This window comes from Klenkia taihuensis (genome assembly GCF_900112525.1).
GTDB classification, from domain to species: Bacteria; Actinomycetota; Actinomycetes; order Mycobacteriales; family Geodermatophilaceae; genus Klenkia; species Klenkia taihuensis.
Map to the genome: position 1 here is coordinate 612,187 of NZ_FOMD01000002.1, position 14,138 is coordinate 626,324.

Annotated in this window: 9 protein-coding genes; 2 read left to right on the plus strand and 7 right to left on the minus strand. The window is 74.3% G+C overall.

Annotated elements, in window-relative coordinates; genetic code table 11:
• Positions 1-107 precede the first annotated feature (107 nt).
• The 5 genes from BM158_RS10920 to BM158_RS10940 form a co-directional block, all read right to left on the minus strand.
• Positions 108-5,828: a PKD domain-containing protein gene (locus BM158_RS10920; protein WP_091557860.1), complete on the minus strand. Its 5,721-nt coding sequence runs from the start codon at positions 5,826-5,828 to the stop codon at positions 108-110.
• 221 nt (positions 5,829-6,049) lie between these two features.
• Entirely contained in the window at positions 6,050-6,691 is a 642-nt protein-coding gene (locus tag BM158_RS10925) for a DUF4352 domain-containing protein (protein WP_091557863.1), read from the minus strand.
• Complete coding sequence (locus BM158_RS10930) at positions 6,688-7,473, minus strand: CDP-alcohol phosphatidyltransferase family protein (RefSeq protein ID WP_091557866.1); 786 nt, start codon at positions 7,471-7,473, stop codon at positions 6,688-6,690. Before BM158_RS10930 ends, BM158_RS10925 begins: the two co-directional genes overlap by 4 nt.
• Positions 7,470-8,672 (minus strand): DUF1972 domain-containing protein, encoded by a 1,203-nt coding sequence (locus tag BM158_RS10935; protein WP_207506392.1) that lies wholly within the window; start codon positions 8,670-8,672, stop codon positions 7,470-7,472. The genes BM158_RS10930 and BM158_RS10935 overlap by 4 nt, the downstream gene beginning before the upstream one ends.
• Positions 8,673-8,857: 185 nt before the next feature.
• Positions 8,858-10,339, minus strand: coding sequence for a sugar transferase (locus BM158_RS10940; protein WP_229827690.1), 1,482 nt, complete (start codon positions 10,337-10,339; stop codon positions 8,858-8,860).
• Between the two features lie 401 nt (positions 10,340-10,740).
• Here BM158_RS10940 and BM158_RS10945 point away from each other — a divergent pair, with 401 nt between their 5' ends.
• Positions 10,741-11,850, plus strand: a complete 1,110-nt coding sequence (locus BM158_RS10945; protein WP_229827689.1) for an LCP family protein — start codon at positions 10,741-10,743, stop codon at positions 11,848-11,850.
• 140 nt (positions 11,851-11,990) lie between these two features.
• Here the strand turns inward: BM158_RS10945 and BM158_RS21775 are convergent, their stop codons facing one another.
• Positions 11,991-12,137, minus strand: coding sequence for a hypothetical protein (locus BM158_RS21775; RefSeq protein ID WP_165628891.1), 147 nt, complete (start codon positions 12,135-12,137; stop codon positions 11,991-11,993).
• A gap of 217 nt (positions 12,138-12,354) precedes the next feature.
• Positions 12,355-12,576 carry a hypothetical protein gene (locus BM158_RS10950; protein ID WP_091557886.1) on the minus strand — a complete coding sequence of 74 codons (222 nt, stop codon included), beginning with the start codon at positions 12,574-12,576 and terminating at the stop codon, positions 12,355-12,357.
• 327 nt (positions 12,577-12,903) lie between these two features.
• Between BM158_RS10950 and BM158_RS10955 the strand changes: the two genes are divergently transcribed.
• Positions 12,904-13,893 carry a hypothetical protein gene (locus tag BM158_RS10955; protein ID WP_091557892.1) on the plus strand — a complete coding sequence of 330 codons (990 nt, stop codon included), beginning with the start codon at positions 12,904-12,906 and terminating at the stop codon, positions 13,891-13,893.
• Positions 13,894-14,138: the final 245 nt, after the last annotated feature.

Sequence of the window (14,138 nt, forward strand, 5' to 3'; positions counted from 1 at the left end):
CGCGGGTGGATCCGCCGACCGGTCACCCGCCGTGACGGGGCCGGACGGCCGGACGGGCCGCACCGCCGGTGGCGGTGCGGCCCCTCCGTCCTGCTGTCGTGCTCAGGTCACGGCACGTCGGTGACCGTCAGGGCACCGAAGCGGGCCACGGTGCCGCTGGTCGCCGACCCGGACAGGTAGGCCGTGAGGCCCACCGAGCCGGCCGCCTGCAGCGAGGCGGTGGTGTCGGTCCGGCTGATCATCGGGGAGGTCGGGGCGGCGTCGCCGTCGGCCCAGACCGAACCGCTGATCGTGGTCGTGCCCGTGCCGGTGACCCGGAGGGACACCTGGAGGACCTGGCCGGCGGTGTAGCGGCCGGGCAGGGTGACCTCGCTGCCCAGCACGGTCTCCGTGGCCGAGCCCGCCAGGCGGGTGACCGCCAGGCCGACGGCGCCGTTGGCCTGGTAGCGCAGCCGCAGGCGGTACTCCTGGTTCAGGCCCACCCGGCGGCCGGCGACGTAGACCGTCGTCCCGCCGCCGGTGACGGCGCCGGACAGGGAGACCGAGGTCCGCACGTCCACCGAGGTGGCCGAGACGCCCTGCAGGTAGGCACCGGTCTGGTTCGTCGGGCTGGTCATCGCCAGCTGCGCGGTGCCCGGCGTGACCGACAGGCGCGCAGCTCCGTAGGTGGCCACCCAGGTGCCGCCGAGGTCGGCGGTGCCCAGGCCCCCGTTGACCGTCCGGCCGAAGGCGTCCGACGCCCGCACGGTCGGCGAGGCCGGGGCCACGGTGACCTCGCGGGTGGTGGAACCGGTGGCCCCGCGGTCGTCGGTCACCGTCAGCGTCACGGTGTAGGTGCCCGGTGTCGCGTAGGTGTGCGACGCCTGGGCCCCGGTCGCCGTGCCGCCGTCGCCGAAGGTCCACGCCCAGGAGGCGACGGTGCCGTCGGGGTCGGAGGACGACCGGCCGTCGACGGCCACCGTCAGGGCGCTGCCCGAGACGGCGATGCCGGCCGACGGTGCCCGGTTCGGCGGGTCGGTGGCGACGACGTCGCGGGTGGCCGTCGCCGTCGCACCCTGGTCGTCGGTCACCGTCAGGGTCACCGTGTAGGTGCCCGCCGTGGCGTAGGCGTGCGTCGCCGTCGACCCGGTGGCGGTGGCCCCGTCGCCGAAGGCCCACGACCAGGTGACGACCCGGCCGTCGGGGTCGGTGGAGCTCGAGCCGTCCACGCTGACCGTGCGGTCGCTCGTCGTGGCCGCGAGGCCCGCGGTGGGCGCGACGTTGGCCGGCGGGGCCGGTGCCACGACGACCTCGGTGGTCGTGGTGCCGGTCGCGCCGTCGTCGTCGGTGACGGTCAGCCGCACCGTGTAGGTGCCGCCGGCGGCGTAGGTGTGCTGCGTCTGCGCACCCGTGCCGGTGGAGCCGTCACCGAAGTCCCAGGCGTAGCCGGCGACGGTGCCGTCGGCGTCCGTCGAGCCCCGGCCGTCGAGGGTGACGACCAGGTCGGCCGTCGCCTTCGTGATCACCGCGGTGGGCGCCTGGTTCGGCGCCGCCACGACCACCGTCTGCGTCGACGACGCCGTGGCGCCGTCGTCGTCGGTCACCGTCAGCCGGACGGCGTAGCTGCCGTCGGAGGCGTAGGTGTGCGTGGCGGTCCTGCCCGACTGCTGCGTGCCGTCGCCGAACTCCCACGTCCAGGACGCGATGGTGCCGTCGCCGTCGGTGGAGCCGGAGGCGTCCACCGCCACCCCGAGCCCGTCCGTGGTCGCCGTGAAGGCGGCCGTGGGGGCGCGGTTCGGCGGCGGGGCCACCGTGGTGACGGTCTGGGTCGACGTCGAGGTCTGGCCCTTCGAGTCGGACACGGTCAGCGTGACCTCGTGGTCGCCGGCGGTCTCGTACCGGTGCGTGACCGGCGTGCCCGTCGAGCTGCTGCCGTCGCCGAAGTCCCACGTGTAGCTGGCGATCGGGCCCTCGACGTCGGAGGAGGTGGCGGCGTCGAAGGTGACGTCCATCCCGTCCACGGTCGCGGTGTACCGGGCCACCGGGGTGGCGTCGGGGCCGAGGCCGGAGGCGGAGAAGTGCGCAGCCACCTCGGTGGCCGGGAGGACCCGGTCGTAGACCGCGACCTCGTCGATGGTCGCCTTGACGTAGGGGTCACCGGACCAGCTGTTGTCGCCACCCACCCGCCAGTAGCCGGCGTAGTCCTGCGCACCGGTGTTGGGGTTGGTGCCGACCAGGTTGCCGTCGACGTAGAGCTTCATGCCGTCGGCGCCCATGGTGGCGGTCACCTGGTGCCACTTGCCGTCGTTGTAGGCGGCGGGGCTGGTGACGGTGTTCGCCTGGCCGGTCCACGCGCCGAAGGTCAGCTGACCCGACGGCTCGAGGTAGACGTGGCGGTCGTAGCCGCCGCTGCCCCCGGACTGGTTGGTGCCGAAGCCGATGAGCTTCCCGCCCCGGGTCGTGGTCGTCTGGAACCACAGCTCGGTGGTGAAGGTGAGCGGGTTGTTCACCTGCGTGCGGGAGTACAGCCCGTCGTCCACGCCGTCGAAGGACACCGCGGTGTTGGCCGAGGTGCCGGTCAGCGGCGGGCCGGCGACCGCGAGGGTCTGGTTGCCGGTGTAGGTGCCCCGGCCCCCGGCCGGCGCACCGGCGGCGGCCGCGCTCGAGCCGGCGGCGTCGTCCATCCGCCAGAACAGCGTCGGGTTCGAGTCGAAGACGGCGGCGCCGTAGGCGTCGGCCGGCTTCGTCGGGATCGGCGAGGACTGGCCCGCGGCGGCCCAGTGGGCAGCGACCTGCTGCGGGGTCAGCACCTTGTCGAAGACGGAGAACTCGTCGACGAGGCCGTCGAGGGACGCGGTCCCGGCGCCGCCCCAGATGTTGTCGGCACCCACGCGCCAGTAGCCGTCGTAGGCGTCGACGTTGCTGCCCGGGCCGGAGCCGACGAGCTGGCCGTCGACGTAGAGCGCCATGCCGCTCGCGCCGAATGTGGCCACGACCTGGTGCCAGTCGCCGTCGTTGTAGGCGCGCGGGGTGTCGATGACCTGCTCACCGGGGCCCCAGACGCCGAAGCGCAGGCGGCCGTCGCTGAACATGTAGACGAACCGGTCGTAGTTGTTGCTCCACTGGTCCTGGGTGCTGCCGAACCCGACGATCCGGCCGCCCTGGGTGGAGGTGGTGCTGAACCACGACTCGACCGAGAAGGTGGACGGGTTCTCCGACCTGTTGGCGGCCACGACGTAGCCGAAGCGGTTGTCGAGGTCGGCGGCGGTGTTGCCGGTGACCCCGACCAGCGGGACGCCGGCCTGGCCGCGGACCACGTCGCCGCGGTAGGAGCCGTTGTTGCCGTTGCCGGAGAGGTCGGCGGCGCCGTCCTGCCCGCCGGACTCGCCGAGCCGCCAGAACAGGCTGGGCTCGTCGGCGACGACCGCCGCGCCGTAGGCGTCGGCCGGGGCCGGCGCCGTGGTCAGCGTGCGGCCGGTGGCCGTGTAGTGGTCACGCACCTGGGCGGTGGTCAGGGCCGTCGGGTAGACCGCTGCCTGCGCCAGCTGGCCCCGGTACTCCCAGACGTCGGCCCATCCACCGAGGTTGTTCCACCCCAGCTGCCACCAGCCCCGGTAGTCCTGACCGGTGGTCACCCGCCGGTCGGTGCCCACCTTGACGCCGTCCACGTAGAGGGTCTGGCCCTCGGGGGACAGCTCGGCGACGACGTGGTGCCACTGGCCGTCGTTGACGGCCTGGTTGGTGCGCAGCGTCTCGACCCGGCCCGGGTAGACGCCGAACACCAGGCGACCGCTGCCGTCGAGGAAGAGCTGGCGGTCGTAGTTGCTGTTCTGGCCGGTCGCCGAGTCACCGAACCCGGCCAGCCGGCCGGTCGGCGAGGTGGTGCTGAACCACAGCTCGAGGCTGAAGGTGTTCGGCGCCTGCTGGGCCGCGCCGGACCCGCCCACGGTGCCGCGTGCACCGGAGGTGCCGTCCGCGGTCAGCGAGGTGGTGGCGGTCGGCGAGCCGTCGGACTGGGTGAGGCCACCGGCGGTGACGACGTCGTTCAGGCCCACGTAGTCGTAGCTGGTGGTGCCGGTGACCGACTCCAGCGGCCAGTAGCCGGTGGCGCCGTCGGCGAGCACGCGCTGCGAGTAGGCCGGCAGGGTCGCCGACGAGGCCCGCACGGTGGCGCTGCCCCGGGTGACGCTGTTGCCGTCGGGGTCGACCACGGTGACGCGGTAGGTGTAGCTGGTGCCCGCGGTGACGTTGCGGTCGACGAAGCCCAGCGTGGGCCGGCTCCACCAGACCGAGGACGCCGTCGTCTCGAAGACGGGGGTGCTCGGCTTGTCCGACCGGAAGACGCGGTAGGTCAGGTTGGCGTTGTCGTTGTCGTAGGCCGAGGTCCAGGTGACGCGGACCGAGCCCGCGGCGACCGAGAGGGCGGTCGGGGTGATGCCGGCGTCGGAGACCGGGCCGACCTTCTTCGGGGCGACCGACGGCATGGCGTAGCGCACCAGGCCCTGCTGGCCGGTGCCGCTGGCCCGGGTGAACTCACCGCCGTAGAGCAGGTAGTCGCCGGCCGCGGTGACGTCCCAGCCGGCCTGGTAGGCGCCGGTGATCGAGCCGACGTTCACGTCGGGGAACCAGTGCAGCTCCTGGGGGGCCGGGCGGCCGCCCCACGAGTTGTAGCGGTTGGTGCCCTGCGGGGTCAGGGAGACGGCGGTCGCGTACTTGCTGACCCGCGGGTCCTGCTCCGGGAAGCCGCCGATGAAGTCGCAGTTGTGCGGGTGGCCGGCCATGTACAGCGCGCCGTTGAACGGGACGCTGGCGTAGGTGTCGCCGAGGCAGCCGTTGATCCACTGCAGGGTGCCGCCGGCCGCGGTGGCCGCGAAGGAGCCCTCGAGGTTGCCGGGTCCGTAGTAGTCGTAGCCGGTGCCGTAGACGGTGGTGCCGTCGGTGGACAGGCTGTAGATCGCGGAGTTGATGCCCTGGTTGGTGATCAGGGTGCCCATCTCGAACGGGTTGGTCGCACCGGTGGCCGCGTCGAGGGCGCCGACGCCGGAGGCCGCCTGGCCGTTGAGCGTGTAGAAGTGGCCCGACACGACGACCTGGCTGCCGCCGTTGGTGATGACCAGCGACTTCACCTCGTTGGAGGTCTGCGCGTTGCGGGTCGGGTTGTCGGGCAGCCGGTTGCCGTTGGTCGGGCCGACGCCGGGCACCGGGGCCCAGGGCAGCAGCGCGCCGGCCGGGGTGACCGCGGCCAGGCGGGAGCGGCTCACGCCGCCGACCGCGCTGACCGTGCCGCCGAAGTACACGGCCGAGCTGGTGGCACCGATGGCCTTCACGACGCCGGAGACGCTGGGCGCGAAGGAGGTCAGCGCACCGGTCGCGGTGTCGAAGGCCGCGATGCGGTTGCGGGTGGTCGAGCCGACGCGGGTGAACTCACCGCCGACGTACAGGGTCCTGCCGTCGGGGCTGGCCGCCAGGCTGTAGGCCTGTGCGTTCAGGTTCGGGTTGAAGGACGGGACCAGGACGCCGGTCTGCAGGTTGTAGGCCAGCAGGTTGTTCCGCGACACCTCGTTGGTGCCGGCGGCCGCCCCGGCCGGGCGCGCGGTGCTGAACCGGCCGGCGACGTAGACGGTGTTGCCGACCACCACCTGGTCCCACACGACACCGTTGACCTGGGTCGTGGGCAGGGCGTCGGCGGTGACGGTCTGCGGCGGGGTGTAGCCGGCGGCGTCGGCGACCGGTGCCGTGTCGGCGCGCGCCGGGGTCGGTGCCCCGGCCAGGACGCCGATCGACAGGGCCGCGGCCAGCAGGCCGGCAGCGGCGACGCGGAACGCGCCGGGGAGTGCAGTCGTGCGCATGGGTCTCTCGATCTCGCTGGCCGGCATGCCCCCAGGCGCCCGGCATCGGTTGTTCACTCTGCGTGGTGTTTGAATCCGGCACCAGAGGGAATCCGCGCCCGTTCGGGTGAATTCGCTCGTGTCGGAGCGGTTGCGCGCCCGCCCGGTCGCGCTGCGTGACCCCGGGTACCGGTGGTACCGGGTTCGTGCAGGTCGACCAGGCGTGTCTCAGACCCGGCGGGTCACGACACCGCGCCCCTCCACACGAGGTACGGCGCACCGGCCTGGTAGCCGACCTGGATCGTCACGTCGCCGCGGTCGGACTCGGGGACGTAGAAGACGTAACTCCCCGTGACCGAGTCACCCGGGTCGACGGTCCCGCGCAGCGGGTTGGCCTGCGGGTCGTCGAGCAGCGTCGCCGGCGTCAGGTCCGCGCCGGTGTAGGCCTCGGCCGCGACCGCGTCGAAGGAGACCGGTGCGTCGGTGCCGTTGGTCAGCTCGACGGTCACCAGCAGGGACGGGCCGTCGATGTTGCCGATGCCCTCCCCGCTGCCCTGCACGGCCTCGATCGAGACCAGCCGGCCGGTGACGCCGTCGCCGACGGCAGCCGGGTCGGTGAGGCCGACCGCGGAGAGGGTCGGCGGCAGGTCGGTCGCGTCGGCGGTGGGGCCGGAGGGTTCCGGGGTGGGCGGGTTGGTCGGCGCCGGCTCGGAGCTCACGGGGTCACCGGGGACGGTGGCCGTCGAGGTCGCGGCGGCGTCGTCCCGTCCGCCGTCCCGGGTGGTGAGGAACAGGGCCACGGCCGCCAGGACGACGACCACCCCCGCCCCGACCAGGGCCAGCAGCCGGCGGGAGGGCCGCCGGGAGGTGGTGGGCGAGCTCATGACGTCGTCCCGTCCTGGCGACCCAGGGCCGCCATCTCGTTCCGCCAGCGCGGGAGCGCGAGCAGGAGGTAACCGGTGGTGCCGACGGCGAGGAGGCCGTAGGCGGCGAGGAACACGGGCGTCGCGCCGAGCAGCACGAACACCAGGCACAGCACGCCGTAGTCGGTCGGCGCGACGAGCAGGGAGCGCAGCACGCTGGGCCGCTCCCCGGGGACGGCGCGGGCCGCCCGGGTGCGGGCGCCGTGCTGGGCGCGGAGGGCCTCGTTGAGCAGGGTCAGCGAGAAGTGGGTGACCGCGACGACGGCGAAGCCGAGCGGGACCAGCAGCCAGCCGGGCGCAAGCTCACCGGTGCGGTAGAGGCCGACCAGCACGCACAGGTGGACGGCCACGACCTTCGCGGAGTCGACGGCGTGGTCCAGCCACTCCCCCGCCGGCGACCCGCCGCCGCGCAGCCGGGCCAGCTGGCCGTCGGCGGAGTCGAGCGCGTACCCGAGCACCAGCAGCGCGGTGACCAGCACGCCGGTCAGCCAGGTGTGCGGGGCGAGGGCGACGACGCCCAGGCCGGTGAACGTGCACACCGCGCTGAGCCCGGTGACCGCGTCCGGGGTCAGCCCGCGGTGGAAGGCCAGCGCGGCCAGCACCCGGCCGATGGGCCGGTTGACGAAGCGCGAGTAGGCGGGGGCGCCCTTCGCGCCCTTCTGCGCACCGGCCAGCCGGCGCACGGTGGCGCCGACGGTCTCCCCGGGTTCGGGGCGGCGGGCAGGGGTCAGCACGGCGGTCACGCGACCGGCCGCAGACGCGTGCCGCTGCCGCCGCGGGCCGGCTCGGGGACCGGCGCGGTGGTCTCCGGGCGGGTGGCCCGGCGGCCGGCGGGACGGCGGCGCGGGAACTCCCGGGCGGCGAGCCGGCGGGCGAGGTCGGCGTAGCGGGCGGCGACGTCGTCCCAGTCGTACGCGGCGGCGCGCTCGCGGGCCTGCGCACCGCGCTTGCGGGCGTTCGCCGGGTCGTCCTCGGCGCGGGCCAGCAGCGCCGGGATGTCACCTGCGGTCGCGAAGAACCGTCCGGCGACGCCCAGCACCTCGCGGTTGAAGGACACGTCGAAGGCCAGCACGGTCGCGCCGGCGCCCAGCGCGCGCAGCAGCGAGGGGTTGGTGCCACCGACGGAGTGCCCGTGCAGGTAGGTGGTGGCGTGGGCGTAGAGGACGTCGAGCAGCTCCTGGTCCCAGACGCCGCCGAGGAAGCGGACGCGGCCGTCGGCCAGGCCGTGCACCCGGGCGGTGTACTCGTCGGAGTAGGGGGCCGAGCCGACGACGACGAGCGGCTGGGTGGCGCCGCTGGCGGTGTAGCCCTCGACGATCTCGGCGACGTGGTTCTCGGGCTCGAAGCGGGCGACGACCAGGTGGTAGCCGCGGGCGGTCAGGCCGACCTCGGCGAGGCGGTCGGCGGGCGGGTCGATGACCGGCGCGCCGTAGGTGATGAGGTCGGTCGGGGCGCCGAACTCCTCCGTGTAGTAGTCGGCGATGCCCTGGGCGTCGGCGATGAGGGCGTCGGACCAGCGGACGGCGAGGGACTCGGCCATCCGGTAGTACTTCTGGCCGGTGCCGCTCCACTTGGTGCGCTTCCACTCCAGGCCGTCGACGTGCGTGGCGACGGGGATGCGTGCGGCGCGGATGACCGGCAGCAGCGGGGCGTTGGCGGCGTTGAAGACGAACGCGGCGTCGGTGCGGTGGGTGACCAGGTGCCCGACGGACAGCGCGGTGTGCGACAGGGTCTCCAGCGCCCGCTTGCGGGCGGCGGGCAGGTGCACCAGGCGCATGCCGAGGTGCGTGGCCGGCTGCTCGGTGGCGCCGGGGGTGGTGCGGCAGTACACGACGACGTCGTGGCCGGAGTCGGCGAGCCGGCGGCCCACCTCCTCGACGGCCGTCTCGAATCCGCCGTACGCGGCCGGGACACCTCGGGTGCCCACCAGTGCGATGCGCACGGGCGCCTCCATCCGTTCTCGTTGCGGGAGTGCTGAGTCTCGGACCCATCGGCCCAGGTGCAGCCGGTCTGGAGGCGACCGTCACCCGCCCGGGTGGGTCCAGGAGCCGTCCGCGGGCGGCAGGTGACCCGGATCCGGCCCGGCGGTGTCACCCGCGCGGGGGGCGCCCCGCGTCGCCGAACCGGTCAGTAGGCGCCCGAGGAGGACAGCACGGCCCGCCCGGTGCGCCACAGGATGGAGGCGTCCATCGCCAGCGACCAGTTCTCCACGTAGCGCAGGTCCAGCCGGACCGACTCCTCCCACGACAGGTCGCTGCGCCCGGAGATCTGCCACAGCCCGGTGAGGCCGGGCTTGACCAGCAGCCGCCGGGTGGTCGAGCCGTCGTAGCGGGCCACCTCGACGGGCAGCGGTGGCCGGGGCCCGACCAGCGACATCGACCCACCGAGGACGTTGAACAGCTGGGGCAGCTCGTCCAGGGAGAGCCTGCGCAGCCAGCGCCCGACCCGGGTGATCCGCGGGTCGCGCCGCATCTTGAACAGCAGCCCGTCGGACTCGTTGACCGCCTGCAGCCGCGCCAGCTGGACCTCGGCGTCCACGACCATGCTGCGGAACTTGATCATCGAGAAGGTGCGGCCGTCCTTGCCGACCCGCTCCTGGCGGAAGAGCACCGGCCCCGGGCTGTCCAGCCGGACGGCGACGGCGAGGGCGAGGAGCAGCGGCGCGAGCAGCACGACCGCACCCAGCGCGAGACCGCGGTCGACCGAGGTCTTCACCACCCGGCGCCACCCCTCGAAGCGCGGCTGCTCGACGGCCAGCAGGGGCAGGCCGTCGTAGGGGCGGATGTGCAGTCGCGGGCCGGCGACCTCGATCAGCCCGGGGGCCACCAGCAGCTCCAACCCGGTGCCCTCGAGGCCCCACGACAGCCGGCGCAGGTACTGGGCCGCGGTCTCGCTGGCACTGGTGACCGCGACGGTGTCCGCGCCGACCTGCAGCGCGAGGTCCCGGACGTCCTCCAGGCCCGCCACCGGCAAGCCGGTGACACCCGCGACGTGCCGCCGGTCGGCCTCGGTGACGCACGCGCCGACCACGTCGAGCCCGGACGACGGGTCGGCGGCCAGCCGCTCGGCGAGCCCGAGCACCGCGGCCCCCCGGCCCACGAGCAGCACCCGCTTGGTGCAGCGCCCGGCGCGCCGCAGGGCGCGCAGCCGGGCGCGGGCGACGTAGCGGACGACCAGGGAGGCCACGACGAGGCCGGGCAGCACGACGGCGACGAGCAGACGGGACAGCGCGAGCTCGAAGGCGTAGGAGGTGAAGCCGGTGGCCGCCAGCACGACCACCCCGGCGCGCAGCACGCGGGAGAGCTCCTCGCGGCCCAGCGCCGCGACCCGGGCGGCGTACCCGCCGGCGAGGCCGACGAGCACCGGCCACAGCAGCGGCAGCGCCGCGCACACCCAGAAGAGCACGTCGCGCGGGTCGCTCCAGGTCTGGGTGACCACGACGACGCCGGCCAGCGCGCCGAGCGCGGCATCGGCGCCGATGAGCCCGGCGAGGTAGCCGCGGACCCAGGACCCGGGACGGGGCGACCGGTCGGCACGGCCGGGGTCACCGACCGGGCCGGGCCGGGCGAGCTCGTCACCCGGACGGGCCAGCAGTGCACGCTGGGTCACGAAGGAGGTGTGCCCGCCCTCGCCCGCCGCTGTCGGCCCCCCGCCGCGCAGCTCCACCCGCATGCGTCGTCCCCTCACTCGTCGTCACTGCTGCAGAAGCCCCCGGCCCCGTGACCACACGATCGACGGATGAACACCACCCGACGTCCGGGAACACAGTGACCGTCCGTGAGGTGTCGGGCAAGGGGTTCTCGCGCGGACCACACCAACGTGTGTCGACGCGGGGCATGACAGAAGGTGACGACCGCCGTTGCACTACTCGTGGTCATGGGGCGGTCGCTGTGCGGCATCACGGGGAGACCCCTTCGAGTGGTGCAGCGCACGCGGTCGGGGTCGGTGACGGTCCCCTGCGTCTAACCTCGGCGCGACCACGAGACAGGGGACGGAGACAGGGGACGACCGTGCGCGACGACCAGCAGCCCGCCGACGAACCGGACCACCACCCGGTCTTCGGCTCGGCCGAGGACGAGGACCGGCCCGCGCCGGCACTCGGCCGGTCCCGCCGGCGTCGCGCGCTGCGCACCGCTCTGCTGTCCATCGGCGTCCTGGCCCTGGCGCTCGCGCTGCTGGTCGGTGGCGGGGCCTGGTTCCTCGCCGACCGCTACGGCGGGAACGTCGCCCGCGTGCAGGACGTCTTCACCGGCCTGGACCCGTCGGCCCGCCCGGCCGCGGCGACCCCCGCCACGGCGACGGACGCCGACCCGGTCACCTTCCTGCTGGTGGGCTCGGACACCCGCGCCGAGGTGGTCGACGGCCAGCTGCCCGATGCCCGCTCCGACGCGATCATGATCGCCCGGCTGTCCGGTGACCGGCAGCACGTGCAGTTCATCTCGATCCCGCGGGACTCCTGGGTGGACATCCCCGGCCGGGGCAAGAACAAGATCAACGCGGCGTACGCGTTCGGTGGGCCGAGCCTGCTCATCCAGACCGTCGAGCAGCTCACCGGCGTGCGCATCGACCACTTCGCCGCGATCAGCTTCGACGAGCTCATCTCGATGACCGACCAGCTGGGCGGGGTCGACGTCGAGGTCGCCGAGACCACCACCAACGGGCCCTACACGTTCACCGCGGGGGTTAACCACCTGGACGGTGACATGGCCCGCTGGTACGTCGGGCAGCGCTACGACCTGGCCGGGGGCGACTTCGACCGGGTGCGGCGGCAGCAGAACTACCTGCGCTCGATGTTCGGCAAGCTCTTCGCCGCCGGCACCTTCGACAGCGTCGGCCAGGTGGACTCGGTGCTGCGGATCATCACCGGCTCGGTGGCGGTCGACGACTCCCTCGGCACCACCGACCTGCTCGAGCTCGCGCTGTCCGCTCGCAGCGTGACCCCCGAGGACGTCGACTTCTTCACCGCGCCCGTGCTCGGCACCGGCACGGAGGGAGCAGCGAGCGTGGTCTACCTCGACCCGGTCGACGGCGCCCGCATGTGGGGGTACCTGAACAGTGACTCCCTCGGCCAGAACGCGGCCGAGTTCGCCGACCAGGCGCTGCCCGACGTCCCGCGCTGACCCGGCGCTGCTGACCCACCGACGCGCCCGAGCGCTTGAGCGGTCGAGCGGTCGAGCGGCCCGGTGCCGGAACCCTGCCGGCGGAACGGGCACCGGGCCGGCCCTGGGCCCCGGATGCGCCCGTCCTGGGCTGAGCCGGGTCAGGCGGAGGTCAGCACCTCGGGCTCCACCGCGGCGTCGTCCTGCACCCACCCACGGCGAGCCTCCGCGACACGGATCGCGGCGCCGATGCCCAGGGCGAGCAGCAGACCGCCGACGACCCAGGCGGCGAGGAGCAGGACGAGCACCTCCCCAGCATCGACCTGTGCCCGACGGAGCTGTAGACCCCAGAAGGGGGTCGCGAGGGGGTGCGCGGTCACCCAGCGCGACGGTCCCCGTCAGGTGGGCACGGCAGGCCGAGGACCGCGCGGGCCGGGGAACCGTCGGAGGTGGCGCCGCGCCCGGCGAGCACGTCGGCGGCGCCGCGGGACCAGTTGCCGGCGACCGGCGTCGCCAGGACGGCGGTCAGCGCCCGGCGGGGCGGAGTGCGCCGCGCAGGAGGACCACTGCGGCGACGAGGCCGCCGGAGTTGCCGGCGAGCAGACCGGCCACGGCCGTCAGCACGAGGTCTCCGCCCGTGGACCCGAGGAGGAGCCCGACACCCAGGGCGACGGCCAGACCGGTGAGCAGCCCCAGGACCAGCAACCAGCGACCCTGCCGCAGCACCTCGTGCACGTCTGCACCCACTGTGGACTCCTCACCATCCTGGGCCGGCGGAGCATCGGCCGGCAGCACCGAAGCTAGCGTGATCAGACGGCTACAGCGGGTCATCGGCACAGGTGTCGCCCCGTGTCGTCCCCACCCGCCTCAGCCGTCCCGGGCGGTTGTCGACCCGAACGCGGGGCGTCCACCGAGGAGCCGATCGGCTGCGCCAGGAGGACCGGGCCCGCACCGTGCAGCGCGGTGTCGTCGGCGGGCGGCCTGCGGTGAGCCGCGTTGACCGGCTCGTGGCCCTCACGCATGCTCGCTTCCCACCGGCGGACGTCCGGCCTGGTCAGACGGGGGTACGGCACGATGTCACAGTTCTGCCCGGGGCACGCCCCGCAGCCGCGCACGCCCGGCGTCGCGGTTGCCGCTGCCGTCCTCGGGTTCGTCGACGCCGCCTCCGTGCTGAGCATCGTGGTGTTCGTCCTCGCCGGGACCGCGGCCAGCGGGACCGACGGGGCCGGTGCGGCCATCGCCCTCGGTTCCGCACTCGCCCTCGCGGTGGCCGCCGTCCTGCTGCTCGGCAGCCTCGCCCTGCTCCGCGGTACCGGACGGACCCTGCTCGTCGTCGGCGCCGTCCTGCAGATCGCGGTGACCGTGGCGCTCGCCGTCGCCGTCCTCGTCGCGGTGGGCGACGACCCGTTCGGGTTCACCGACCCGTTGCGCGGCGTCGTCATCGGGGCGGTGGTGGTGTCGCTGGCGACGCCCGTCGTGCGGCTGGTCCTGGTCCTGCAGCGGTCCGTGGCCACCTGGCTCACCTCCCGTCGCGCGGCTGCGCCGGTGTGGCAGCCCGAGACCGGGCAGTGGGTCACCCCGCGCCGCGCCCCCGGTCCGGCCCTCGCCGTCCTCGCGCCGGTCGGTGCGCTGGCCGTGGCCACCGTGCTGGTGCTCGCGACCGCGCCGGGGACGTCGCCGGCCGAGGAGGCCTCGTACGGCTGGTTCGCCGCCGGCCCGATCCCGGGGTTCGACCCGTACGCGACGGACCCGTACGCCACCGACCCGTACGGGCTGGGCTACGGGCCCGGCGAGCCGCTGCTCGAACCGGACACGACCCAGTACGCCGACCTGTACCAGGACGGCGCAGCCGTCCCCCCGCCCGCCACCGGTGACCCGGAGTACGACGAGCAGCTGGACCCCTTCGCGCAGAGCTGCTTCGACGGCGCGGTCGGGTCCTGCGACGACCTCTACTACTCGACCCCGGGCGGGACGTTCTACGAGTGGTACGGCTCGACGTGCGGCGGCCGGCTGGATGCGCTGGCGTCGGGGACCTGCATCTACGTCCCCTTCGACGAGGACTGACCCGAGCAGATCAGCTGACGCGGTGTCGCCGAGGGCCCACCGGGCCGGACCCCTCCCCCACCAGCGGGTGCGCGTCGGGGTGCCGGCACGGACCCGTCCCCGCAGGGAGGTGCCGGCGATCAGGCTCCGGCGGGGTCCAGCCGGTCGGCAGCCCAGGCCTCGGGCACGCGGAGCAGATCCTCGACCGCGACGCCGGGGGTCCGCCGGCGCAGCACCCGGCCCGTCGCGACGGCCACCAGGGGTGC

Bases quoted from the DNA above. Each gene is read 5' to 3' on its own strand.
- BM158_RS10920 (WP_091557860.1), bottom strand. From the start codon at position 5,828: ATGCGCACGACTGCACTCCCCGGCGCGTTCCGCGTCGCCGCTGCCGGC.
- BM158_RS10925 (WP_091557863.1), bottom strand. From the start codon at position 6,691: ATGAGCTCGCCCACCACCTCCCGGCGGCCCTCCCGCCGGCTGCTGGCC.
- BM158_RS10955 (WP_091557892.1), top strand. From the start codon at position 12,904: ATGTCACAGTTCTGCCCGGGGCACGCCCCGCAGCCGCGCACGCCCGGC.